The organism is Pseudoalteromonas caenipelagi (assembly GCF_013140855.1).
GTDB lineage: Bacteria > Pseudomonadota > Gammaproteobacteria > Enterobacterales > Alteromonadaceae > Pseudoalteromonas > Pseudoalteromonas caenipelagi.
On record NZ_JABBPG010000002.1, the window covers coordinates 741810 to 768291 of the forward strand.

Annotated in this window: 21 protein-coding genes and 1 pseudogene; 13 read left to right on the forward strand and 9 right to left on the reverse strand. The window is 42.3% G+C overall.

Annotated elements, in window-relative coordinates; all coding sequences use genetic code 11:
- Positions 1-7: 7 nt before the first annotated feature.
- A complete protein-coding gene (locus tag HG263_RS07920) occupies positions 8-2203 on the forward strand; it encodes a DUF6359 domain-containing protein (RefSeq protein WP_171625533.1) in 2196 nt (731 codons plus the stop codon).
- A 42-nt stretch (positions 2204-2245) separates the two neighbouring features.
- On the opposite strand, the gene HG263_RS07925 is transcribed toward HG263_RS07920, so the two are convergent.
- A complete protein-coding gene (locus tag HG263_RS07925; RefSeq protein WP_171625534.1) occupies positions 2246-2992 on the reverse strand; it encodes an alpha/beta hydrolase in 747 nt (248 codons plus the stop codon).
- Between the two features lie 157 nt (positions 2993-3149).
- Between HG263_RS07925 and HG263_RS07930 the strand changes: the two genes are divergently transcribed.
- The 5 genes from HG263_RS07930 to HG263_RS07950 all read left to right on the forward strand — a co-directional run bounded on the left by HG263_RS07930 (position 3150) and on the right by HG263_RS07950 (position 8166).
- Positions 3150-3776 (forward strand): LysE family translocator, encoded by a 627-nt coding sequence (locus HG263_RS07930; protein WP_171625535.1) that lies wholly within the window; start codon positions 3150-3152, stop codon positions 3774-3776.
- A gap of 154 nt (positions 3777-3930) precedes the next feature.
- Positions 3931-4977, forward strand: coding sequence for a glutathione synthase (gene gshB, locus HG263_RS07935; RefSeq protein ID WP_171625536.1), 1047 nt, complete (start codon positions 3931-3933; stop codon positions 4975-4977).
- Positions 4961-6949, forward strand: a complete 1989-nt coding sequence (locus HG263_RS07940; protein ID WP_171625537.1) for a flavohemoglobin expression-modulating QEGLA motif protein — start codon at positions 4961-4963, stop codon at positions 6947-6949. The genes gshB and HG263_RS07940 overlap by 17 nt, the downstream gene beginning before the upstream one ends.
- A 104-nt stretch (positions 6950-7053) precedes the next feature.
- The gene (locus HG263_RS07945) at positions 7054-7536 is read left to right on the forward strand and encodes a cupin domain-containing protein (protein ID WP_171625538.1); all 483 of its coding nucleotides are present in this window, start codon (positions 7054-7056) and stop codon (positions 7534-7536) included.
- Between the two features lie 48 nt (positions 7537-7584).
- A complete protein-coding gene (locus HG263_RS07950) occupies positions 7585-8166 on the forward strand; it encodes a nucleoside deaminase (protein ID WP_171625539.1) in 582 nt (193 codons plus the stop codon).
- Positions 8167-8468: 302 nt separating this feature from the next.
- Here HG263_RS07950 and HG263_RS07955 read toward each other — a convergent pair whose 3' ends face one another.
- The 5 genes and pseudogenes from HG263_RS07955 to HG263_RS07975 all read right to left on the reverse strand — a co-directional run bounded on the left by HG263_RS07955 (position 8469) and on the right by HG263_RS07975 (position 14463).
- A complete protein-coding gene (locus tag HG263_RS07955; RefSeq protein ID WP_171625540.1) occupies positions 8469-11318 on the reverse strand; it encodes a TonB-dependent receptor plug domain-containing protein in 2850 nt (949 codons plus the stop codon).
- An 839-nt stretch (positions 11319-12157) separates the two neighbouring features.
- Positions 12158-12319, reverse strand: coding sequence for a phage virion morphogenesis family protein (locus tag HG263_RS07960; RefSeq protein WP_246239902.1), 162 nt, complete (start codon positions 12317-12319; stop codon positions 12158-12160).
- A 104-nt stretch (positions 12320-12423) separates the two neighbouring features.
- The gene (locus HG263_RS07965; protein WP_216628387.1) at positions 12424-12645 is read right to left on the reverse strand and encodes a hypothetical protein; all 222 of its coding nucleotides are present in this window, start codon (positions 12643-12645) and stop codon (positions 12424-12426) included.
- 200 nt (positions 12646-12845) lie between these two features.
- A pseudogene (locus tag HG263_RS07970) lies at positions 12846-13178 on the reverse strand (transposase); the annotation flags it as partial.
- 310 nt (positions 13179-13488) lie between these two features.
- On the reverse strand, positions 13489-14463 hold the full coding sequence (locus HG263_RS07975; protein ID WP_171625541.1) for a transposase: 975 nt from the start codon (positions 14461-14463) through the stop codon (positions 13489-13491).
- 146 nt (positions 14464-14609) lie between these two features.
- Between HG263_RS07975 and HG263_RS07980 the strand changes: the two genes are divergently transcribed.
- The 6 genes from HG263_RS07980 (at position 14610) to HG263_RS08005 (ending at position 18657) form a co-directional block, all read left to right on the forward strand.
- On the forward strand, positions 14610-15665 hold the full coding sequence (locus tag HG263_RS07980; protein ID WP_171625542.1) for a fibrinogen-like YCDxxxxGGGW domain-containing protein: 1056 nt from the start codon (positions 14610-14612) through the stop codon (positions 15663-15665).
- A gap of 142 nt (positions 15666-15807) precedes the next feature.
- The gene (locus HG263_RS07985; RefSeq protein WP_171625543.1) at positions 15808-15918 is read left to right on the forward strand and encodes a transposase; all 111 of its coding nucleotides are present in this window, start codon (positions 15808-15810) and stop codon (positions 15916-15918) included.
- 288 nt (positions 15919-16206) lie between these two features.
- Positions 16207-16653 carry a GNAT family N-acetyltransferase gene (locus tag HG263_RS07990; protein ID WP_171625544.1) on the forward strand — a complete coding sequence of 149 codons (447 nt, stop codon included), beginning with the start codon at positions 16207-16209 and terminating at the stop codon, positions 16651-16653.
- Between the two features lie 127 nt (positions 16654-16780).
- The gene (locus HG263_RS07995; RefSeq protein WP_171625545.1) at positions 16781-17254 is read left to right on the forward strand and encodes a VOC family protein; all 474 of its coding nucleotides are present in this window, start codon (positions 16781-16783) and stop codon (positions 17252-17254) included.
- A gap of 150 nt (positions 17255-17404) precedes the next feature.
- Positions 17405-18121, forward strand: coding sequence for a DUF4336 domain-containing protein (locus HG263_RS08000; protein WP_171625546.1), 717 nt, complete (start codon positions 17405-17407; stop codon positions 18119-18121).
- A 44-nt stretch (positions 18122-18165) separates the two neighbouring features.
- Positions 18166-18657 (forward strand): hypothetical protein, encoded by a 492-nt coding sequence (locus tag HG263_RS08005; RefSeq protein ID WP_246239903.1) that lies wholly within the window; start codon positions 18166-18168, stop codon positions 18655-18657.
- Positions 18658-18726: 69 nt separating this feature from the next.
- On the opposite strand, the gene HG263_RS08010 is transcribed toward HG263_RS08005, so the two are convergent.
- Positions 18727-20607, reverse strand: coding sequence for a S8 family peptidase (locus HG263_RS08010; protein WP_171625547.1), 1881 nt, complete (start codon positions 20605-20607; stop codon positions 18727-18729).
- 307 nt (positions 20608-20914) lie between these two features.
- On the opposite strand from HG263_RS08010, the gene HG263_RS08015 reads away from it, so the two are divergent.
- Positions 20915-23200: an aminotransferase class V-fold PLP-dependent enzyme gene (locus HG263_RS08015; protein WP_171625548.1), complete on the forward strand. Its 2286-nt coding sequence runs from the start codon at positions 20915-20917 to the stop codon at positions 23198-23200.
- 40 nt (positions 23201-23240) lie between these two features.
- Here HG263_RS08015 and HG263_RS08020 read toward each other — a convergent pair whose 3' ends face one another.
- Complete coding sequence (locus tag HG263_RS08020) at positions 23241-25742, reverse strand: ABC transporter permease (protein WP_171625549.1); 2502 nt, start codon at positions 25740-25742, stop codon at positions 23241-23243.
- Positions 25732-26406, reverse strand: a complete 675-nt coding sequence (locus tag HG263_RS08025; RefSeq protein ID WP_171625550.1) for an ABC transporter ATP-binding protein — start codon at positions 26404-26406, stop codon at positions 25732-25734. Before HG263_RS08025 ends, HG263_RS08020 begins: the two co-directional genes overlap by 11 nt.
- Positions 26407-26482: the final 76 nt, after the last annotated feature.

The following is a 26482-nucleotide window of genomic DNA, read 5'->3' on the forward strand; positions in this document are numbered from 1 at the left end:
CTTAAACATGAAACCTATGTATAGAAACAGCGCTTTGGCGTTGCTACTAGGTGCAAGTATTGCCAGCGGCTCGGCTTTTGCGGCTGATGCATATAGCTGGAACAATATTGCGCCGGTAAAAACGCCGTCAGTGAGTAATAATAATGGCAAAACGGTTTATTTTGATGTGTCACATGGTGGTGTTGAAGGCAATGCTGACTGGGTGATCGACGGTGGTTTTTCTGATTTTGCTGATGCTCTGGTACGCGAAGGCTACACCGTAAAAGAGTATCGCGGTGTTGACCTTAATAATGATGGTCGTATTCGCTTTTATGATGATCGCGTTAATGGCACAAACCAAAATGAAGCCATTATTACTTATGATGCAATTAAAAATGCCGATGTATTGGTTCTAGCTGAAACAAATAGACCATTCACTTTGAGTGAACAAGCGGCCTTAGAGCAATTTGTTGCAGCTGGTAAAGGCATATTTTTTGTTGCCGATCACTATGATGCTGACCGCAACTTAAATACTTGGGATGCTACAGAAGTATTTAACGGTTATAACCGTTCAGATTTAAGCAAATACAACATGGGGGGCGCTTACGGTGATTGGCGTAACCCTAAAAGTGCCAATGCAGGTTGGTTAGTTGAAAACTTTGGTATTCGTTTTCGTTTTAACGCAGTGGACTACAAGCAAGGTGTCAGTGGCGTTGTTGAGAGCTCAAAAACCGAAGGGATCACACAAGGTGTACAGCCAATCTTAATGGCGGCAGGTGCAACCCTTGCGATTGTTGACCCTCAAAAAGCCAAAGGTTTAGTGTACTTTTCACCTTCTGATACACCTGTAAAATGGAAACATGCAAAAGACCAAGGTTTATATTTTGGTGGTGCGGCAGAAGGCCCCTATGCAGCAATTGCTAAATCGGGTGCAGGTAAAGCTGCATTTATCGGTGACTCTTCACCCATTGAAGATGCAACACCTAAATATCGCCGTCAAGATAACGGTAATACTAAAAAAACCTATCCAGGGTGGACTGACTCTGGCAATGCGGCAGTACTTGCGGTCAATATTGTTAATTGGTTAGCAACGCCAGAAAGTTATCAATACTTTGATGGGTCTAATGGTCGTGTAAGCGGTGTTGCAACGCCTACGCCGATGGCAACGCAAGAGTTTAGCGATCCAAACAACGGGCAACCTTGGGGTAGTCCTGCAAGCGGCTTTAACGCTTGGAATACCGATACTTACAAAAACAACTCGTTCAACGCGCCATTTGGTGATGGACAAACTAACCCAGATCCAGACCCAGACCCTGATCCAACGCCTACACCGGGTAGCACTGTATCTGTTGAGCAAGCACTTGCGGCAACAGTCGGCACTGAATTAGCGGTTATCGGTAAAGTAACGGCAGCAGTTAACGGTATTTATGGTTTGAATTTGACGGATTTGAACAATCCAGCAAGCAGTATTTATGTGAAGCTTGAAAGTAGTCAGCGTGCTGATTTTAACCCGCAGTTGAACCCAAGCATTCTTAACCAAAATATCATTGTAACGGGTAAACGTAACAGCTACATGGGTAGCCCAGGTATTCGTTATGTGAGCGATATTCACATTGCCCCTACAGCGCTGTCTGTTGAGCAAGCATTAGCGACAGCACAAGGTGAAACAATTGAGCTGACAGGCCGCGTAAAGTCAGCACTTAACGATATTTATGCATTGGTATTAGAAGACGCGAACAACCCAAGCTTTACTATCAATGTAAAACTTGAAAAGTCGCAACGCAGCCAGTTTAGCCCACAGCTAAACCCTTCTATTCTAGATGCGCAATTGTTGATCAAAGGTGTGCGCGATAGTTACATGAGTGCACCGGGTGTTCGTCAGGTAAGCGTAATTGAAATCTTCGATGGTAGCGGAACATCACAACCAGACCCAAGTGGTGACTTGTCAGTATCGGATGTCTTGGCAATGAACAACGGTCAAGCGGTAGTCGTAGCTGGTGTGATTAGCGCAGCTGTCAATGGTCAATATGCATTGGCATTAAGCGATGATAACAACAGTGCGAATACGCTTTATATCAAGCTTGAGTCTTCGCAGCGCAGTACATTTAGCCCACAACTAAACCCTAGCCTATTAGGTAAGCGTTTACGTGTTGAAGGCATTAAAAATGACTACATGAGCCATGCTGGAGTTCGCAGTGTGAGTAAACTAACCATTTTAGATTAATCTTTCTGTCGATTTTAAAAAGGGCCGCATGGCCCTTTTTTGTCAGATCTTCTGTAATTTGTCACAGCGAATGTTCTTCACATAGCCATCAATGATTTTACTGATGTGTGCTTTAAGCCAGTTAGGGCCATAGTCACTCATATCATTGTGCCTAGACTTGGCTATCTTCACGATACAACTACCATATTGCTGCTGTTCAGCGTCCGTGGGCAGTACCCCAGGATCAGCTGGATAGTCACTGGCACGAATTGAGAGTATGTTTATTTTATTTGTTCTAGGTAAAGGGACGCGGCGGTGGTCAAGGGTAATAATGGTATTCACATATTGCGCATCTGAATTACCTAGCAGAGCTGAAATATCTCCGCCATTGGAGTGCCCAATTAGAGTGAGGTGGTCAAAGTCGTAGTTTGGAAATTTAGGCGCAAGATAATCTCTTACGACTGAAACGGTTTTAGCGCCGCGTTGCCAGTTTTCCATGCGTGTTTCATATAAATTGCCTTCAACAGAAAGCGGTGGGTCGCTGGGGAGTTCATGGCCAATGGCTACTGTTAAATAATCTAATTGGTTAAGCTGTGTGGAAATAAACTGATATTGAGTATGTTCAACGCGATAGCCTGCACCAATAAACGCTACTTTACATGGTTGAATCTGGGTACAATTTTGTGCATTCTGAGGGGCGCTGATTTCGATTGGGATATGGCGGTCGCGCTCGATATCATGTATTGATGACAGTTCAGCATATGTGCTCATAGAACTTAGTAAAGCAATGGTGCTTAAAATATGGTGCATTTTCATCCTTAAGTTTATTTTTATGGTTATTTTGTGTTTCATAAACTGCTAACAGCGCCTTTATAGCAAAAACGTTTGCATATTACGATAGTCTTGAAAAATACATGTGTGTTGCAACATGCACACTCGAATTAATAGCGGTTTTAAAAGGATTTATATGACTTTTTCTACTTTACTCTTATTCATCCCTGCATGCTTTGCGCTGAATATGGCTCCGGGCCCAAATAACTTGTTGGCATTAAATAATGCTCAGCGCTATGGCTTAGCAAAGGCCATTTTTGGCGGATTAGGTAGATTAGTGGCTTTTGCTATCATGATTACTCTGGCCGCCAGTGGCTTAGCCGTGGTTTTACTCACGTCACAATGGCTATTTTTTGCTGTTAAGCTCCTCGGTGCCGGCTATTTATTTTGGCTGGCAATTAAGCTGTGGCGTGCGTCTGTAAATGGTGTTTTGAGCAAAACCTCAGCACCACATGAGTCGACGGTTAAGCTTGCCAAGCAAGAGTGCTTGCTGGCACTGGGCAACCCCAAGGCGATATTAATTTTTACCGCATTCTTACCACAATTTATTGACCCAGCCACAGCCGTTGGCGGGCAATTTATGCAATTGGGCGGTTTGTTTTTATTACTCGAACTCACGGCGATCAGTATTTATGCCGCGATAGGGTCATGTTTGCAAAGCAGGTTGAGTCGCTCATCTATTCAACGCGTTTTTAATCGCGCTTGTGCAACACTCATAGCGACGCTGGGAATTGGGATGTTGCTTGATGCAAAAGCGCGTTAAAGGTTGATGAATATAGCTAATTTTTTTCGATAAGTTTTTTTATCGTAACGATAAAAATATTTCTCAGCACCTTGGAGCACTATTTTGTACTCTACGCTTCTTTAATGTACCGCCAATATTGGCATTACTAATTAGCTACTAGAGACTAAAGCCTGTGAAAATTTGTTTTATTATGTACCCTTGGAATAAAGTTGAGCCAGAAAACGACTCAACGTTACGACTAATCCATGAGTGCGTAAAGCGTGGCCATACTGTGGCACTTGCAACGGTAAACAATTTAACCATTCGTGACAGTGTTGCCAGTGCATTTTGTGATGTATTCACAAAAGCCAACAAATGCCCGGATAACATTCCTAGTTTTTACAAAAATGCCCAATTTAAGCGCGTACAATTACCTATGGCTGGATTTGATGCCATCATTATGCGTGCAAACCCGCCATTGGATACGTTGGCACTTAACTTTTTAGATTCAGTACGTGGTGATACGTTTATCATGAACGATTTAGATGGTTTGCGTATTGCTAACAATAAAATCTATACCGCATCATTCCAAGATACTGCGAGTGAGTTTATTCCTGCGACACACGTGTCTAAGAACCGCGAGTATCTTGAGCGTATTTTTGAAGAGTCATCAAGCAACCGCATGATCTTAAAGCCGTTAGACGGTTATGGTGGGCGAGGCGTTATCGTACTTGAGAAAAACGCCCGTCAAAGCTTCCGTTCATTGCTTGATTTTTACATTGGTGGTGATGAGCACGGTAAAGGCAGTAACTACGTCATTTTACAGGACTATGTTGAAGGTGCTGAAGAAGGCGACGTACGCATTTTGATGCTAAACGGCGAGCCGATTGGCGCAATGAAACGTATTCCTGATGCCAATGATGTTCGTGCCAATGTGCACGCTGGTGGCCGTGTGGTAAAACACAAATTGACTTTACAAGAGAAGAAACTGTGTAAGTACATAGGTCCTAAACTAGTACGTGATGGTTTGTATTTTACGGGTATCGATGTGATCGGCGGTAAACTTATCGAAGTTAATGTCTTAAGCCCTGGCGGTATTGTACGTATTAATAAGTTGAACCGCGTTCGCTTGCAGTCTCAGGTGATTGATTTTGTTGAAAGCGTTGTACATGCCAAAGAGTTAGTACGTAGTCGTAAGTCAGAGTTTAGACAGGTGATTGAAGATGCTAACGCTGTCTGAGAGCCAATGTATTGAACTCATCAAAAAAGGTGAGTGTTTTCATGCCGGAGTTGAGTCTGGTGCCTTCATCATCAAGATAGATGAATACTCGCCTATCATTTGTGCGGCTATTCACAATGGTCACAACTTGCGTAGTGACCTTGAAAAATCGTTTTTACTTACCAAAGAAGAGCGTTTTTTTGAAGAAGACCCTTATACAGATGAGCTTATTTCGTCATTTCCAATCCAATTGATTGGCAATGACTCACGCTTTGAATACGACCTAAACCGCGCTAAAACCTTATCGACTTACTTTAAAACAGCATGGAACAAGCAGGTTTGGAAAAAGCCTTTGAGCAGCGCGCAGCGTGCAAAAAGTCATAAAAAGCATCAGGCATTTTATAACGTGTTAGAGGCGATTGTTGCGGAAGTAGAACATCGTTTTAAAAATGCCATCATCTTTGATATTCACTCATACAACTACAAACGTATTGAGCGAGACACGCCGACTTTTAATATTGGCTCTAGCCAGATTGATGTTGAGCGTTGGGGTAAAGTAGCAGAGCAATTTGAAAAGCAGCTAAATAAAATTGAGCTGCCTAACATAGATGTGCGTGCTGCAACAGATGAAGTATTTCAAGGTCGAGGCTACTTGATCTCACACGTTAATGCGCACTTTGACAACACGTTGGTACTGCCTACTGAAGTGAAAAAAGTATTTATGGATGAAACCTCGGGTGAGGTGTATCCATTGGTACTTGAAGAGCTTAAAGCGGGTTTTAAGAATGCGGTCAGTGAGACGGCAGCTTATTTTGCACGTCGTTATGGTAAGCGCAGAACGACCCAAAAAGCGGATGTATTGTCTTCGTCTATTAGTCCTGATGTGCTGAAAATAGACAAAGCACTTTTTGCATTATGTAAAAATGTAGAAACGCTGAACTATATCAACCCAGTGAATATTGCATCTGAACGTAGCCGTTTTTTGAAAAACCCGAATGTGAACCCTGAGTTCAATTATAAACAGCTCAATATTAATCCATACAAGTTTAGAGAGCATCTGTATCAGTTACCTGTAGATGAGATCATGGATGCTGATATTCAGCAGCTGTATCGCCATGTTATTGATAACTTGGCCAATAAAATTGACTTATTGAGCACCATAGGTAGCGAAAACTTTTTGTATAACTCGTTGAAATACTATGGCGCACCTCAGACCGCTGATGTTGATAACGCAAAATTTATTTTGCACTTAAACAACAGTGAGCTTGAGCAACATAAAGTTGAGCATAATGCTGATGATGCGGTGGAGTATTTCAAGAAAATGGCTGAGCAATGGGGCTTAGTATGTCGCATTGAAAAGTCTAACAAGGTTGTTGCAAAGGCCATGGTTAATAGTGAAAAATCGCTGTTAATGGTCAATAAAGATGCCAAATTTACTCAACCTGAATTGCATGCCTATGCTTATCATGAGCTAGGGATTCATATGTTGACGACGCTGATCGCTAAAAAACTGCCTTTGAAGATTTTTGCGCTTGGATTGGCTGGGAACACCCATTCACAAGAAGGCTTAGCAATTTACAGTGAGTATTGCTCCGGTAGCTTAACCATTGGGCGTTTAAAAACCTTGGCATTACGAGTTATTGCTGTGCAGCATATGCTTGATCACGGTAATTTTAAGAAAACATTCCACATGCTTGTTGAAGAGCATGGGATGCAAAGAGAATCTGCATTTACGCTTACAGCGCGAGTGTATCGAGGCGGTGGTTTTACCAAAGATCATTTGTACTTAAAAGGTTTTAGGGATGTATTGCATTATGCGAAGCTCAACCCGCTGGATAACCTATTGATGGGTAAAGCGGGCTTGCTGGACTTAAGCGTGATCTCGGAAATTGTTGAACGCGGTATGTTACCCAAGCCACAGTCGTTATTTGACTTAACTTATCGCTCTTCGGGTAATCCAGTTCTTGATTTTGTTGTTGGCTCTATCAAGTAACCCTTCTGAAACCAAGTGAGTATCCGCTCACTTGGTTTTTCAAATATTTCGCAAAATGAATCTATGCTACTGTGAACCCACAAGGGTAATTTTAGGGGTAAGTAATGGATAAGTATTTAATAACACGCGAAGAAATAGACGCTTTACCTGGCATATCTAAAACGCATTTTTTAAATGACAATGCACAGCGTACCAATAAATCTTTAGGTGATTTAACTGGCCTAACAGGTTTTGGCTTTCATATTATTGAAGTGGAACCTGGTCGAGAATCTACGGAATTTCATAAGCATTACCACGAAGATGAATGTGTGTTTGTGCTTGAAGGTGATGCTACCGCACAAATCGGCGAGCACCGTTACCCAATAAAAGCCGGTGACTTTATTGGCTATCGTGCCGGCGGTGAAGCGCACACCATTGTTAATACAGGTAGCGTGACGTTTAAGTGCATTGTAGTGGGGCAGCGCTTGGCACATGATGTAGGAGACTACCCGAATCTGCAAAAACGTATTTATCGGCAAAAAGATCTACCTTGGAATTTAGTAGATATTGAGGCTATTGGTGAGCCAAAGGCGGGCAAAAAAGTGTGAGAACGCTATGCTTTGGGTATTAAGCTAGCACCAAATAAGGAATTGAATATGGCTATTTTAACTAAACGCACGCAAATCAATGATGCAGCTCTTGATGCTGTAGCTCACATGCCTACTCGTAGTCTACCTGTATTGATAAGTGGTGAATTTAGTAGTGCACTGAACGACGCAGATTACATGCGCATTGCTGTTTTATTAGCTAAAAAAAGCTATCAAGAAGGGGGGTGCCCAATTGGTGCGGTGATTGTTGATAACTTAACTAAAAGGATTGTCGGTAAGGGCCATAACACCTTGGTACAAGAGGACCACCCTTACAACCATGGTGAAACCTCAGCGATTCGCGATGCAGGACGTATTGATTTTAGTAAAACCACTTTATATACCAGTTTAAGCCCGTGTGATGTATGCGCGACTTTGCTCTACATGCGTGGCTTTAGCAAAGTGGTGGTTGGTGATGTAACCAATGCCTCTGGCAATGAAAGTTTGCTACAAGACAAAGGCGTGGCTGTAGAGATATTGGAAGATCCAATGGGCGTAGCCCTATATGCCAAATTTAGAGAAGAAAAACCGGAGCAAGACTTAGAAGACTGGCAAGGGGTAAGCGCGGTGAATAACCCTAGAGTGCTTTAAGCTTACATTAAAGGCTCCTAAGGTGAAATATCAGTGATGCTTTAAGCCCGTGCAATGTTGCTACCTGTCATTATCTACGAATGAGTCTGGAGTTTAAGTGAGGTGGTGAATTGCAACGCTTGGGCGGGTATTCAATAAAAGCTAACAAATAGCATGTATGTCGATGCTTCAGCAGCGCTATCGAGTCTGTAAGTCGACAGGTTTAGCCTAGATTATTGGCCAATCCTTGGGGGCCAACCTTTGGGGGCCAACCTTTGGTGGCCAAAATATTGACCACCAAAGATTGTGGGTTTTATAGCAAATTAAAACTCTTTAAACCAAGACAAGGTGTAGTAACGCCCTCTTGGGTTTGGTCCTCGGTCATAGCCACGCGCGTCATCTAAAAATGGCGGTGTTTCGCCAAACGGGTTTTGCACGGTGAGATTTAAACGGCCATATTCTTCGGCATCATAACCGACGGTGAAGGTTTTTAAATCATAAGAGGGTGACCAACTTCTGGCGTACTCTCTGGCTTCTCTATATTTGTCTTTTTCTGCCACATCGCTTAAATCCAGCGTGTCATCTTCATCGGAGTTAAACGCTTTGCTGCCATAGGCAACGGTAAATGATGAACTCCAGTTTTCTTTGTTCCAAAATAGGCCAAACGATTGTTTAGTCTCTAAATTATTGTAACGTCCGATTGAAGGAGTCCACTCGTCATCCCCTAAATATTGATTTTCACCACGAGTGATCTCAGCCAATGAGTAGCTGGCTCTAAATTGGCCTAGCGCTGTCTCAGGGAAGGTGTAGTTTAAGTCTAAGTCATACCCTTGAGAACGCGTTTTGCCGATATTAATGATAATACTCTTATAGTGCTCTAGCACATGGGTTGTAGGATTACGCTGGATTAAATCAGCAAATAACTCGCCATTGGTGCGTGCGTTTTCGCGTAGCATAACCCGTGTTAAACGCTCTGGTGCATTTTCGATATCGACTTTCCAAAAATCTAACGTTGCCGTAAACCCTTTGAGATATTCTGGTGTCCATACCAAGCCAATATTACGCGATGTGGACGTTTCTGGGTTTAAGTTTTCGTTGCCACCCATTTCAAACGACCATTGATAAGGCTCAGCCTTAGCCACTCTGGCGCCAAAACTCTTACACAGCGCTAGTTGCTCCCAGCCTGTTTTGCTACATGGATCCGAGGAGTTTGAGTACCATCTATCAGTGAGTACTTCTCGGCCACGATATAAATCAAACAGCGTAGGGGCTCTAAACCCCTCAGAGTAGTTTGCTCGAACCATCAACTCTTCAATGGGTTTCCAGTAAATATTGGCCGATGGTGTGCTTGACGAGCCTGAATCACTGTAGTTTGAGTAGCGCATTGCTAATTCAACGCTCAAATGCTTTGCAAGGTAAGCATCTTCAAGTAAAGGAATACTGGTTTCGATGTAAGCTTCTTTTATTTTGCGCTTTGGTGGTATGTTGCTTTCTTCCTGCGCTAAGTTACCGACCAATTTATATTCGCCTCGAATGTCATCAAATTTGTTACTAGCTTCTTCAGTGCGATACTCAATACCCATTGCAACTTGAATATTGCCTGCAGGTAGTTCGTATACATCTCCCACAGCGCTTAAGTTAAAGGTATTAGTGGTGGCTTTATGCTCAGTCCAAATGCCCTCTATCATAATGGCATCTAACAGCTCGCTATTAAGCTGCTCTAAATCTAAGAATGGGTTAAGCGCAGAGCAATTATTCTCTGGCAAACATACCTCGGGGCCACTAAGGCTATCTTGCAGCAGGGTTCTATTTAATGCCGCAGGGTAGGTTGTTTTAGCTTCGTAACTACTGTGTACTAAGTCTGTTGACCAAGTCCAGCTTTCAGATAACTCGCCATTTAAGCCAAAGCGCATGTGCAAAGGGGTTGTTACCGTTGTGGTATTTCGTTTATTTAGGTTGGTTAAACGGCGGTTCATGCGCACATCACGGCCATATGGATTGAACTCGTTGTCTTTGCTTACAAACAGGCCTGATACGACCGCAGCCGCTTCTTGAGCGTAGTTCTCTTTGTCAGCGTAAAGCAATTGAAAAGAGCCCTCTAGGGTGTCGGTAAAGTTATAGTAAGTGTTGAGTAAAATGCTGTACTCGGTTCTTTTTGAGGCATCGAGTGTTTCGCCTTGGAAGTTATAGCCATGCGCCTCTTTGTATTGTTTCTCGGCTTCTTCTTGGGCAATCTCTTCTAATTCCCAACATGCCTGACCTACTTGTCCTTTATAGGTTGCAGAAAAAGGAGAAAAGTCAGATGAATCACTGCCATCGGTACCGTTGTTTCGGTGCATCATGTAATAAGTGGCCGTGGCTGTATCGGGGTCACAATCAGCATAGGTAAAGTTGCCATCGGGACCATAAATACTCAAAAAGTTAGTCCCTTCAAAAATGCCACGGATTTTTTGATCACTTCGATCTGGGTGGTAAAAGCTGCGAGAGCCACGGTTATATGTGCCTATTTTTTTTGCCTCTATACCTAAGGTAAACCCGCCCTTGTCAAAACTTGAGCCGCCTACAAAGCTGATGGTGTGAGTTGGTGCATCGTTGTATTCGCTGATCCCCGTTGATGCGCTGAGTTTTATGCCTTCAAAGTCTTTGAGTAATTGATAGTTAACCACCCCTGCAATGGCGTCAGAGCCATAGATTGCAGACGCCGACCCTTTTTTAATGTCGACTCGTTTAAGCATGGTAGTTGGAATAATCGATATATCCACTGAGCCATCGGTATCGGCGGCCATACGAACACCATCGAGTAAGTTTAAGGTACGCGCGTAGCCTAGGCCTCGAAGCTGAATTTTTTGTCTGCCGTCATTGTTTCGTGCATCCGCACCAAAGTTTTCATCAATAGATACTTGATGACCATTCATTGCAGGTAATCGCGTAAACACATCGGTGATAGAGGTGAGTCCGCTTAAGGCAATATCTTCGCTGGTGACTGTGGTGATAGGTAAAGAAGAGGTTAGTGCTGGTCTCAACAGGCGTGAGCCAGTAACGGCAACGCGTTCAATCTCTTGTGCTTCTTGTTTGTTATCAGTTTTATTAGTATCAGCAGCAATACTTGCGCCAGACATCATTAGTAGTGCTGTCGTTACCGCACTTCGAACAGGTGATAATTTGTAGGTCATAGGGATCCCTTGATAATTTATTTTTTTATTATTAATTGCGGGGTGAACTAGTTGCTGCAGATACGTAAAGACAGCCAGCCATCTAACTCAAAGCGAAGTGTACCGAACATAATTACGTCATCAATTGAGAAAAACTAATAATGTCAAATATTATTTTAGAATTTAGTATATTTAAAAGTAATATATGGGACGTTTAAAACGAGTAGTGCGTTTCTTTAAATGGCAGAAATTCTGCTGAGTCAGCTTTATTGTGGGAAAAACAATATGTTAACAAAATAAACGGTAAAGGTTAATTGCTATCAGGTTTTTAATGTGTGCTGTGCAGTGTATATTTATTAATTTGTTTATTGGGATAATAAATTTAGTGATTTAATTTTAGGTAATAAGCGTATCACCATGAATTTGGTTAAAATACCTTAAAGTGAGCTGGGCTTGTTAACAACTCAACCATATGCGCTACACGGAAGAGTGATTAATACAATATTGCAAATAGTCAAAAAGTTAAGGATAAACATATTAAAACTTGCCTGTTGTGGCTTTAATCATGTTGGATGACGCCTTCGGCATATCCAACCTTGTATCTACGATTACATCGCAGTAGGTAGATAAGTGGCAAAGCCACGCCATTCGGCGTTGATTAGCATAAATGAGGCGGTTGGTTATCGATTTGGAGCTGTTAGTTTTTATTTGGCATCAAGCCTGTGAGTCGTATTGGTGCCAACAGCGGACCATCAGCGTAACTCGTTTCTACCCTAAATGAGTTAGAGTTAGGATCTCAATCGAGCGAAAAGCGGACGTTGATAAACTTGAGTTGGAAAGCAAAGTGCAAGATGACCCTATTAGTTCAGGTAGTTTTCGCTCAGAGCTAGCCATGCTTCGCCTGTAACAGGGCTGCGCTCTTGGGCAAACGCATCTTCGGTTGCGTCCTCAAGTATTGCTGCTATCTCGTTGAGTACTTGGGTTGCATCGCCGTGTGTGAGTATGGCTATTTTACTGGTCATATTGTAATCACTTTGGGCTTGGGTAATAATGATCGGTGGTGGTAGTGTTTCCAATGGGTAACGGTTGTATGCACTGCATATATGATGTGAGTTCGAGTCTCACCCTATCGCCACCTTTCATACAAGCCCCCAATTACACCTTGCTCAATTGCTGTGCTATCGACCTTAGATACATTGATTACCGTATCAAGCTCGGTGCCTTTACCTTCAAACCTTACAACCACTTTTATGGATTGTGCGTCTTGATTGACGATGTATAGCACTTCGTTGCGGGTAGGCTCCCACAGTACTTGCGGGACTGTTAAAATGTTAAAAAGGACAGACACTTAAAATCTAGCGCCTTGGGCCCTTTAATTTACCAAACTCACATTTAACTTAACCTGCACGTTCCCAAAGGTAACTTTTCGTAATCTAAAATCACTCTTTGGTCGTTGATTGCATTGAAATTACAAAGCTACTCGCATATTTTATCGCACCTCGGTCTATGCCTTAGCGAGGTCTGGGAGATTAGGTTGACTTATTGAGGTTAAGTTAACAGCATTTTACTGATTTTTATACTGCTTCGTCGTTTGTGTTGCGCACGTTCACAGTACATATCTAACGAATGCGCTTTGCCTACAGCACCATGAAAAACATGTTCAAATTGGGTGGTCAGTTTTAGCCAGTTTTCAGTTTGAATATTGAGGCGTTTTAGAATGGGGGCTTGGTGTGGCTCTATGTAGCCTCGTTTATCTGCTCTAATGCATTTTCCGGTGAGTTCAACCAGCTCTAGATAAGGCTTTAATTCAAATGGAATACCTTTAGGCATATGCTTTCTGGGGCTACCTACAAAGCGGGCTAGTTGTTTAGGTTGTTTGCCTGATAAATGTTAAAAAGGACAGACACTTAAAATCTAGCGCCTTGAAAAATGTTAAAAAGGACAGACACTTAAAATCTAGCGCCTTGAAAAATGTTAAAAAGGACAGACACTTAAAATCTAGCGCCTTGGGCCCTTGAATTTACCAAACTCACATTTAACTTAACCTGCACGTTCCCAAAGGTAACTTTTCGTAATCTAAAATCACTCTTTGGTCGTTGATTGCATTGAAATTACAAAGCTACTCGCATATTTTATCGCACCTCGGTCTATGCCTTAGCGAGGTCTGGGAGATTAGGTTGACTTATTGAGGTTAAGTTAACAGCATTTTACTGATTTTTATACTGCTTCGTCGTTTGTGTTGCGCACGTTCACAGTACATATCTAACGAATGCGCTTTGCCTACAGCACCATGAAAAACACGTTCAAACTGGGTGGTCAGTTTTAGCCAGTTTTCGGCCTGAATATTGAGGCGTTTTAGAATGGGGGCTTGGTGTGATTCTATGTGCCCTCGTTTATCTGCTCTTATGCATTTTCCAGTGAGTTCAACCAGCTCTAGATAAGATTTCAGCTCAAAAGGTAACCCTTTTGGCATATGTTTTCTGGGACTACCTACAAAGCGGGCTAGTTGTTTAGGTTGTTTGCCTGATGTGGCAGCTTCACAGCGCTTTTGGATGCTGGTATGTTCTGATTGCTCTGGGGTCAGTGCCATTTTGGCTCGTATTGGGTTTAAATCTACATATGCCATGCAGGCCAGTAGTGCCGACTCATCCAGCAAAGCTTGAGATTTAAATCGCCCTTCCCAAAAATGGCCTGTGCATTTATCTTCTTTGTTGGCACGGCGGGCTATGTTTTCGTTGAGCACACGCATAAACCAACTAATACTTGATAAGCGGTTTCGGTACTCTTTGATATCTTTACTTAAAAAGAACCGCTGACCTTCATCTAACGCGTCACCATTGAGATACTTATGGCTGAGCAGTGTGCCTTTAAACAATTTATGCCAACGTAGTAAAATTGCTCTATCACTCAATCTTTGTGCTTTTTTATCATCTACATACAGCACAATATGAGTGTGATTACTCATCACCGCATAGGCACAGACATCAATACAAAACACCTGCGCTAAAAACAGCAAGCGTTCCTCTACCCAGCCTCGTCGATGCTCGTACGATTTGCCAGTTAGCTTATCTTCTCCACACAAAAACGCACGGCGAACACAACGCGAAACACAGTGATAATATTTAGTATCGGATAGACTGATTTGACACTTCCTTGCTAATCCCATCGTTCACTCCTTGAACTGAGAATTGGATTTGATTGAAGAACCCTAAGTATAGAAAAGTCACTTAAAGTTTCAAATTCGAGTGCCTGTCCTTTATGATCCCTGTCCTTTATGATCCTTTTAAAAGATGTAAACTTAGGAAGATAGTGATGGAATTTAACGGAAACCGATTTAATCTAGTATATCTGGCTGTCATGCTTGGTATGACAGCAATGTCGACACAAGCGGAAACAACCTCATCATGGATAGAACAACCAAGCAGTGTGGTAACGAGTAAAGATGTAGGTATCGGTATAAGCTCACCGAGTGAAGCATTGCACGTTCAAGGTAATGCAATAGCAGATGACCCATTGCAAGATAACCATTTGGTCACTAAGCGCTATGTTGATTCAATAGCACATGACTTGCAAGATTCAACACTGCAACTATCGCAGCAACTTGCAACGTTAACTTCGCAATACAATACGTTAAACACTCAATACCAAACCTTATCAAGTAACTTAGTGAGTTTGGAAAGTAGATATAACTCAGTGTCTAATCAATTGTTAATCGCTTTAGATCGTATTCAGGCTCTGGAAGATAAACTCACCCCTGTCGGTCGAAACTGCTTAGATATCATTACACAGACACCACAAGCAACGACTGGATTTTATCTAGTAGACCCTGATGGCGCTGATGTAGGTGTACAAGCGTTTAAAGTATGGTGCGATATGGACTACCAAGGTGGTGGTTGGACACTATTCGCAAACCATAAAGACAACATTGAAAACATTCAGGTGGGTGAGTTGATTTCACCGAATGAATTTTCAGTCATGAAAGCTGAGCGATGGCAGGCACTGCGAGCCACTGTAACTGGTGGTATGATGTTCAAAGATGAACATGGCAAAATTAGCCAGATTTATCAGGCAAAAGTACAAAATGCAAACTGTCGAAACATTTATACGGAGGATGACCTAGCGCAGCTATCCACGCTAGGTGACTATGGATTAATCTGGCACCATGAAGACACGAACTGCGATGTATCATGGGATTTCTCTGGCGTGATATTGGGCGATAAAGACTCCACTCGTGTTCAAACTTATACCTATCAAGGAGCTTCAGTGATACAAGCGCCTCATTCAAAGACCAGATTTGATGTATGGCCCTATGGCAATGATGAAAGTTCTCGGTACCATCAAGATCAACTGCTGTATTTTGTTAAATAAAAGTACCTAATACTGCATAATGAGGTTGGCGCACTAGCTGTGTTAACCTCATATACTTGATTAACTTAATGCCTTATTTTGAACTGGTTTAATTGAGCAGGACACTTTAATAATGGACAATGTTCTGATATTGAGGTGTTAAATGACAAAACGTAAAAATAAATCTTATACAACCGAATTTAAGCAAGAAGCAGTTGCTTTGGTAACAGAGCAAGGCTATTCAGTCTCAGGATATATAAAGGACACACACTAATAGAAAAAGATACTTAAAAAGGAACTCGGTTAAATCTCGCGCCTTGGACCCTTTAATATACCAAACTCACATTTAACTTAACCTACACGTTCCCAAAAGGTAGCTTTCCATAATCTAAAATCACTCTTTGGTCGTTGAGTAAATTCGAGTGCCTGTCCTTTATCAATTACTCTTTATCAATTACTCTCGGCACAACAAATAAATTTAACTGTTCAGGGCATGTGGCGTCAATGTTATGATGCCTTACGCTGCAAATGCTGATAATAAAAATAACAAGTAAGGATGAAGATGATAGCTAAACTCACTCACCAGAATCGCGATGAAGCACAAAGGATTTATCATGTTTTTCAGCAGTCGTATAAAATTGAAGCGCAGTTGATTGGCACTGAACACTTTCCGCCTTTGTCTCGAACGACAGCAGATATTAGTAATTCGCCCAGTGATTTTTATGGCTTTTTTGAGCAAGATACGCTTGCTGCGGTAATCGAAATTGAGGTTGCCGAGCAAACGTTAGACATTCATAGTCTTACCGTTGACCCTCAGTTTTTTAGAAAAGGCATTGCCGATAAGCTGATGCGTTATGTGTTGAGCGAGTTTGCTACAACTCAAGCCATTGTAGAAACCGCTGCTGTTAACGAGCCTGCGATCCGCTTATATCGCAAGCATGGATTTGTAATAACCAAACGTTTTACTCCTTCACACGGCATTGAAAAAGTCGCCATGCGCTTAACGTAAGCATGGTTTTTAAATGTGGTTTGGTAAAATAATTGGCTTGTACAAGCCTGCTTGCTTTATAAGGGGAGGTGAAAAAATAGCCATTTTAAACTAACCTAAAAGGATGGTTTTTTGGCAGGAGCACTTGATGGCCACGCAAGCGATTCCGCACGGTTATCACAGTATCACGCCCTATTTAATTGTTGATGGGGCGGTTAATGCAATTGTGTTTTACCAACAAGCGTTTAATGCGCAGTTGGTGATCCAATTACCCCTTCCTGATGGTGGCATAGCCCATGCTGAGCTAAAAATCGGTGACTCACATATTATGCTCAGTGACAAATGCGCAGAGGTTCATTTTGACGATCCCCATTCGCTTGGTGGCACAGCGGTTAGTTTGATGTTGTATGTGGAAGATGTTGATAGTGTATTTGCTAATGTATTGGCGCTGGGTGGTAAAGAAATGCGCCCAGTGCACGACCAGTTTTATGGCGACAGAGCGGGAACTTTAGAAGACCCGTTTGGTCATGTTTGGACCATAGGCACCCATAAAGAAGACTTAAGTACAGAGCAAATTCTGCAAGCAATGGAAGAGGTAATGAGCAAGCAACAAGATGGCTAACCTCGCTTTTAACTGAGGTACATAGTTTTGTCTTAAGTGTGTGTTAATAAAGTAATGGCTAATGTGTTGACTGTCAGACTGATATTTTTGATTACTCACCTGATAGTGAAGGAGTATTGACTAGCAGGAGTAACGTCTAAGGAGAGTATTATGAATAAAATAGCTGATAATATTTGGATTTTTGACGGAGAAGCAGTGTCGTATTTTTCGCTTCCCTATACCACACGCATGACCGTAGTGCGTTTTGCAGATCAGTCACTATGGGTGCATAGCCCTATCAAGCTTGATGTACATGTGCTTAGCCACATTAAATCACTTGGCGAAGTAAAATATCTTATTGCCCCAAACGAATTACATCATTTATATATTAAAGATTGGCAGCTGCAGTTTCCTCAAGCCTGTACCTTGGGCACTGCAGAAGTCATTAAAAAGCGCAGCGATCTTAAGTTTGATGACACGTTAACTGAGCAGTTTTCGCCTCCTTGGCCAGATGACGTTACCCAGTTACTTTTTACGGGGTCACCGGCAATGGAAGAAGCAGTCTTTTTTCATCGTCCTTCACACACGTTGATTGTGACAGACTTAATTGAAAACTTTTCGGAAAACGCCTTTGAGCCACCAAAAAGTTGGTTGGCAAAATTTGCGGGGATTATCGCGCCTAATGGTAAAACCCCGCTTGACTGGCGCTTGAGCTTTTCGTTTCACAAAGACTTAGCGAGAGAACATGTGGAAGATATGATTGCTTGGCAACCAAAAACAATCATTATGTCTCATGGAGAAGTCGTATATAAAGACGCAGAAAAGTTTTTGTATCGCTCATTTGACTGGTTGCACCCCAAAGAAAAGCGAACAGAACAAAACTACTGACGGCATATGATTAATATGGCTTGTCACAATTTAGAGGTGAAGCGATGCTGCGGATGTTTTTGATGATTGGATGCTTATGCTCAAGCTTTGGTAGTTTGGCTAAGTGCGAGGGAAAAGCATTTACCCAGTTTGATTTTTGGTTAGGTAAATGGCAGGTATATACCCCTGATAACAAATTGGCTGGACATAATGAAATAAGCAAATCCCATAATGGCTGTGTGATTAACGAACGCTATACAACCCCATCAGGGTTCTCTGGTGAGAGCTTAAATATTTATGATGCGACACGGGGAGTATGGCATCAAACTTGGGTTGATAATTCAGGTTTGCTGTTAACACTTGAAGGTAATGTAGTCGATGGCGCAATGGTACTTGCTGGTATACGTAAAAACAAAGCGGGTCAGCAAGTGCATGAGCGGATAACTTGGACAGCTAATAAAGATGGCTCGGTACGTCAACTATGGCAAAACAAAACCGACCAGCAAGCGCAATGGCAAATGGTATTTGATGGCCTGTATAAGCCAGTTAAAGAATAACACTCGTCCCAACATAAAAGCCCCAGCAAAATTGCTGGGGCTTTTTTTATGACAACTTAAATACTGCTATTAATATTGACCGACTAAGCTCACACCTGAGAAGCTACTATAGCCGTTTAGCATAATGTGGTATGTACCACCTGTGCCTGAGTTTAATGAACAGCTTTCACTGTTACCGTTTTTCCAAGGGCGACAGTCGTAGCTAGATAGTGTTGGTGCTGAGCCTTTTTTAACGTAAAGGTCTGCATCGCCGCTACCACCAGAGATAGACACATTTAAAGTAACATTAGCTGGTACTTCAATGGTGTAGTTTAATTGCTGGCCTGAAGTACCAGATAAGTTTGAAACTGGTTCGCCATTTTGTAGACAGTTGCTACCACAACCACCTGTGTCACCACCTACTGTTGCAGTTAATGTTGCACCGCTGTATGAAGAGTAACCGTGTAACATTGCAAACCACTCGCCACCCGCAGGGTTTGCGAAGTCGCACTGCTCTGCATTACCATTTTTGTACGGACGACATTGGTAATCGTTCATTGTTGGCATGCTACCTTGTTTAACATATAAATCAGCATCACCTGAACCGCCGCCTAGTACAAACGATAGTGCATCGCTGCCAGCAGGTACGTCAATTTTGAAGTAGCTTGTTGAGCCAGTTGCGCCAGACACCGCTTGGCCTTGACCACTGAATAACTCGGTTACATCAGGTTCAACAATTGGACCTGCTGCCGCTTGTAACAACTCGTTTGGTGAACCTGATTTAGCATCGGAGATCTTGTTCTTGGCGCTCTTATCGCTAAGCATTTGGTCGATTTGAGCTGGTGTTAAGCTTGGGTTTTCATCTAGGTATAATGCCACAGTACCCGCAACGTGCGGTGATGCCATAGACGTACCGCTGATAGTATTAGTTGCTGTGTTTGAGTTATACCAAGCTGATTTAATGCTTGAACCTGGCGCGTAAATATCTAGACAATTACCATAGTTTGAGAAGCTTGAACGGCCATCGCTACTTGTGGTTGAACCAACAGTGATAGCGTCAGCTGCACGTGCAGGCGAGTAGTTACATGCGCTGCTGTTATCATTACCCGCTGCGACAACAAAGGTAATACCAGATGCTACTGCACTGTTTACCGCGTCATCGGTTGCTTGAGATGCGCCGCCGCCTAAACTCATGTTTGCAACTGATGGGCCGCTGGCGTTGTTTTTCACCCAGTTGATACCTGCGATAACACCTGAATTTGAACCTGAACCGCTACAGCTCAACACTCGCACGCCAACGACGTTTACATTTTTGGCTACACCGTAAGTTGAACCACCAATAGTACCTGCTACGTGCGTACCGTGGCCGTTACAGTCAGTTGCATCTGAGTCGTTGTCAATAAAGTCATAACCATGGCTTGCGCGGTTACCAAATTCATTGTGGCTAATTAATACACCTGTATCGATTACATAGGCAGTAACACCAGAGCCATCGTAGTCATAGTGGTATACATTGTTAAGCGGTAAGTCTTGCTGATCGATACGGTCTAAGCCCCAAACTGCATTGTTTTGGTCGCCTTGGATCTCAATCATTTTTTGCTCTGCTTTAACATCAACCATTGGCTCTACCGAAACAATCTGGTCTTGCTCAATGTATTTGATGTTGCCATCTTTTAGCATCGCATGTATCTGGCTTTTGTTGGCTTTTACAAGTACGCCACTAAGTGCAGTACCAAAGTTACGCTCTACACGCACATTATACTTGGTCTCTAAATTGTTACCTTGCGAATGGAGATAAGCATTCATGCGTTTTGCATCCTTTGGATCAATAACGCTTGGGGTATCAAATACCACAATGTACTTATCTTCAATCGCTTTATCAGCTTGAACAGGTAGCATTTTTGCTGCATAGCTATGTGTTGCAGCAAGACCAAGAGTAACTGCTAAAGTGAGAGTGCTTAGCTTTGTCATATTATTTCCTTTACATGTTGTTTTGATTGGATTCGTTTTTACGATGACTTAAAATGAACAAAAAATAAACTCTATTGTTATAATTTTTTAACTTCGGATTAACCTAAAATGTACAATAAATGTTATAAGGAAGTTACCCAATAATTGTTGAAGCAACTCGTCGAAAAGCCGACAGCTAGAGCCTTTGCACGACTTTATTAGAAAATTAATGGTTGAATAAGCACCCAAACTTGCTAATATAGCAATAAGTAATTAGTTATTCTTTTTTGTTATAACTGTTGGGTTCGATATAAAGAAAGGTCCTGTCATGTCTGAGCAACAAGCACTAAGCCAAATTTATTTAGATGCAAATGCCACTACACCCGTATTGCCAAAGGCTGCCAAAGCGGCTTTGTCTACCATGGAAACCATGTTTGGTAACCCGAGCAGTAGCCATATCAGTGGTTTGCAGGCAAAGCAAATCATGGATGAAACACGTCGTAAAGCGGTACAAGTATTAGGGGCTGGCTCTGGACAGGTTATTTTTACCAGCGGTGCAACGGAAGGGATCCAAACGGGTATTTTATCAGCCTTGTGTGCCGCAAAAGGTAAAATGCATGCACATAAGCAATATAGCATTTTATATGGCGCCACTGAGCACAAAGCAGTACCTGAGTCGCTTAAGCATTGGAATAAAGTGTTAGAAATCGATGCGCAGATAAAGGCTATTCCTGTGGATGAAAAAGGTACGCTTGATTACGATTTCATAGCAAAAGAAGTACCCAATGCACTGATGATTTGCACCATGGCGGTGAACAACGAAACGGGTGTTTATCAAGATTTGTCAGCACTAGAGATGGTGATTAGAGGCCATAATGCCGATGTTTTTTGGATGGTTGACTGTGTTCAAGCATTGGGTAAACGTGGTTTAGAATTGGCGAATACCAGTATTGACTATGCGCCATTTAGTGGCCACAAGCTATATGCCCCTAAGGGCATTGGTTTTGTGTACATTCGCGAAGGTGCGCCTTTTACGCCATTTATTGCCGGTGGCGGACAAGAGGGCGGATTGCGCTCAGGCACAGAAAACTTGCCGGGCTTAGCGGCTTTGAATGTGATTTTTGATGAGCTGCTAGACAATGGGGATGGCGTGTTTGCCAATGCAGGTCAGCTACAGTTGTTCCGATCTCAGTTGGCGCTTGCGTTAAAAAATGCCTTTCCGACCGTAGTTTTCAACCATGACTTTGCGAATAGCGTACCAACAACGCTGAATTTTGCCATACCAGGTTTTAGCTCCAAAGAGATCATGGATTTATTTGATGCGGCAAATCTTCGCGTTAGCTCAGGGTCAGCATGTAGCTCAAAAGTGACCCGTAGTTTTGTACTGGATGCAATGGGCCTGCCAGCTTGGCAAAGTGAATCGGCTATTAGAATGTCATTTGGTCCAGCGGTAACCCAACAGCAAATTGATCAAGCCTGCGACCGTATTCATCACTGTGCACAAGCTTTAGGCCATAGTTGTTTGCTCAATGCGACCGGTAACATTGATGAAAAAACCCAGTTGCAAGGCTTGGTGCAATTTAAAGTCGGTGGCAGTTGTAGCTGGTTATATGCTGATCCTGTTACCAAAACGGCAGTGATCATTGACCCGTTGCCCGAGTTAAGTAATCGCTTACTAACCATTTTACAATGTCAGCAGTTGCAGTTAGTTGCGGCGATTGATACCCATGGTCATGCTGATCACCAATCTGGGCGCATAGCTTTAGCGAAAGCACATTTAGACAATCAACATGCTGATTATCTAGGCTGGCCTGTAGAGACAACTGAAGTAGAAATAGCACAGCGCCGCTTTGCGGCAATTTCAATTGGCGATAAATATTTGGTCCGTATTGCCACACCTGGGCATACTGAAGATAGTATCTCTTTGGTGTTATGTGACAAAGATAAGTTGCTAAGTGGTGCGCTTGATGTCAGTTACGTTTTTTGTGGTGACTTAGTGTTAATGGGCAGCCTTGGCAGAACTAACTTTTCGACAAGTGATGCAAAGCAGATGTATCAAAGTTTACAATCATTAGCGCAGCTTGTTGGAGATCAAAGTTTACTGTGCCCTAGCCATGACTATCACAATGAATTTGTTACCAATTTTAAAGCTGAATCCTCTAGAAATTCGCTGTTAAATGATGTGTTAAACGGTGCAGTCACAGTTGAGCAGTTTGTTGAGCGTAAGGTTGAGTTAGATAAAAATATCAATGACCAAACTGGTGAAGAAATCATGTGTGGTGCGTTTACCGGCTCATGCACTAAGAAGCATCTGCAAGAATATAACGGATCTGAGCTTAAAGAAAAATTGCAAAGAGATTCTCAGGTTAAGCTAATCGACATTCGTGAACCTCATGAGTACGCACTCAATCATGATCAAGAGTTTGATATGAATGTGCCACTGACTCGCTTAACTGACTTTATTTGCCAGCAGCAGCATAATAAGTCGCAAGAACTTATTTTGGTGTGTCGAAGTGGTAGTCGCTCACAAGTGGCTGCAAATGCGCTTGCTCGTTTAGGATTTGACAATGTAGGGCACCTAAAAGGTGGCTATGCGCTTTGCCAATCATCTTAAGTGAGCTTATGTAAAGGGCCTTTACAAGGCCCTTTCTGATTTATTGCTCTACAAGTAAGCTTCTCACGTTATTCGTAAACTGTTTTCTAGTAAAAAACAGACCAAGTAATGTGATAATAATTACAATACACAGCGCTTGTATTAACAAAGCAAAGTGATCGGGGTTGTAAGCTAACCCTAACTCATATTGATAAAATGCGTTCATTGTAAAATACACGCAAGCGAAAGCGCTTATGGTGGGGAGTAGTGTTATGATCAGCCATTCATAAGTGGCAATTTTATATTGCTGTGTTTTATTCAGCCCAAAACTAACTAACAAGCCATTACGTTTTTTATCTTCTAATAAGTGCCTTTGAATGGCAGCAATAATCAGTAATATGGTCAGCACACTGATCAATCCGCTATACATAAACACTGCGCCCGTTAGTATGTTTAAGTAGGTGCGCGTTTTTGACAATATACTATCTATGGATTGTAACCGCATGGTTGGGTGAGCTTGCCAGAGATCAGTCAATTGCGGCCATGCTTTTTCTGTTAGCTGAGCGCTGCCCATGCTGTATATCGAAGCATTAGGCACCGGCTTTGAGGATTGAGCCACAAACCAAAAAGTGATATTGCTACTACCAGATACAAAGCTATGCACAGATGCCACGTTGAACACTTGTGTTTGTTCCGTCATTTGCATACTTATTTGGTCGCCTAGTTTTAGATTAAGCTCGTTAAATACTTCGTCTTCAACAGAAATGTTAATTAAAGTATTCGAGTTAACCGCACTACTCCACTGGCCCTGTTCTAACTTATTGTTACTAGGCAAGCGTTCGCTCCAATGCAAACGAATGGGCTTTTGTACGGTGCTGAGCGTATCACTAACAGGAATATCAGCATCATACAGAGGTGTGTTGTTAATATGCGTGAGTTGTGCGTATTGGTACTGATAAAGCTCTTTGAGTTCACTACCATTACGTGCTAAAAACTGCTCCAGTGCCGTCCTTTGAGGGGGATTTATTTGGGTGATTAGCAAGTTACCTTGTTGTGTGTATTTAAAATGTTCAAGCATAGAGGTAATGTCTTGATGTACTCGAGCGGCCATCAATAATAAGGTGATACTCAGACCCAAAGACATCATTTGCGCGGCTTTAACCGTGATACGTTGACGCATCAAGTATAAAGTAAAGCCCAGTAACTTCCCGTGCTTGCCAAGCCCCCATCTCCCAAGGTTTAATACCAACGTGCTCACAGCCAGCAACCCAACAATGCATAGGGTTAAGCTGCCTAATAGCAATGTAGTTAACGTCCAGTTATCTGAGTACCAGTAGACAATCCCCGCCATCATCATGCTTAGAAAAAATACATTGAGAGATAAATGTGTAACTTTAGCGCAGTGTGCTGCTAAGAGTTGAATAGGTTGGGTTCTGAATACGTTAATCCAGACTGGTAAAAATAATCCAAAATACAAAGCACTACACAATACCAGCACGTTTAGTAAATCAAGAGGCTGCCAAATAAGCGTAAAATCCGGCATCAAGTTTTGCGTTGATTGCTCAAACACCCCAGCACTGAATATGGCCAACACCAGTGCCGGCGCAAAGCTTAAAAGCAGAGTAAATAGGCTATTGCATAGCAGAATATGTAGTTTGTATTTTTTGTCCATACCATTGGCTAAGCACACAGCAATAAAGCGGCTTAAAGCATGACTGGTTTTACGACTCGAGAGTAACAAAGTGATACCAGCGAGGATGATGAGCAATACACTTAAAAGACCTAAGAACTTTTCTACCCTTTGGTATATGGCCGCAACCGGATGCTGTCCTAAAACTTTGCTGAATAGTTGACTATCTGGCATTGTTTTTTGGATTTTTTGAATGTCTTCTATATGCTCATCATTGTGATTAAATAAGTATCGGTACTGCTTTACTTGCAGTTGTTGTGCTTGAATACTGTCACGGTGAACTAATGCGCGCATATCGCTAGAATGTCCTTCGTGTAGGCGGTCTGGTTCGTGTAATAGATAGGCTTTGAATAATAATAGGGTATTACCCAATATGAGCGTTTCGCCTATTTCTATATCCAGAGCTGCAGCAAGCCTTGGCTCTAACCATATGTGATTAATACTAGGCGCTTCGGAACTTTGTTTGCCTATAAGCGTCTTGCTTTGGCTGTATTCTAGCTGGCCTTGTAAAGGATAATTATTATCGACCGCTTTTAATTGCACTAATTGGTGATTTGCAGCGTGCGTGAAGGTGATGTTATAGAGCTGAGTTTGACTACCTTTAGAGGCAATGCGGTTTAATGCAGCTAGTTCCTTGCTTGGGATTTGACGATTCATTTGAATGACGCTGTCAGCACCCAAAAGTTGCTTCAGGTTCTGAGTTAGGTAGTTGTCGACTCCTTGTGCAACAAGCGTGATAAAGCATAAATAAAAAAACAAAACGCTTAAACTGGCTAATGTTAACCAGTTTTGCCCTTTCTTAGTGAGTAGCAGGGTTTGTTGTAGTGCAACAGAGCAAACGTTTAGAGCGGGGGATGAGTGATTAGCGAACATGTGTCAGTGCTCCGTTTGCGAGGCAATATTGGCTATCTAACTGTTGTGCAAACGATAAATTATGTGTCACCAGTACCAATGTGGTTTGATTACTACGAGCAAATTGACACATTAGAGATGCCACTTCACTGGCGGTGTGTTCATCTAGGTTACCTGTTGGCTCGTCTGCAAAAATAATGCTTGGTTTATTTACAAACGCCCTAGCTATAGCAACACGCTGTTGCTCGCCACCACTTAATTTACTGATAGGCTGATTTTTCCTCTCAGATAAGCCAACATTATCTAACCACTGAGCTGCTTTTACTTCGGCATCTTTTATAGCTCGAAGTTTTAAAGGTAACGCAACATTATTGAGCGCATCAAGCTCTGGTAAAAGATGAAATTGTTGAAAAACAAAGCCACTATGTTGGCGAAGGTAGCGCTGCTCCACTGATCTACCACCGTGTGTGAAGGTCAAGCTGCCTTGTTGGACGCTTTCAAGTCCAGCGAGCAAACTAAGCAAAGTTGACTTACCACTCCCTGATGCACCAGTAATGGCAATGTGTTCACCACTTTGAACTGTTAAAGATAATTCATTGATTAAATTTAGCTCGTTTCCAGAGTTGAGGGTTACTTGATGACTCAATTTAGTTGCAGTTAAAGCGATGCCTGGACTATTTTGCATGACGTATACTCCTTAATAATTATCATGCTAAGGTGACAGCCCCAGCGTGAAGACAGTGTGAAGCCCAATTTCACAT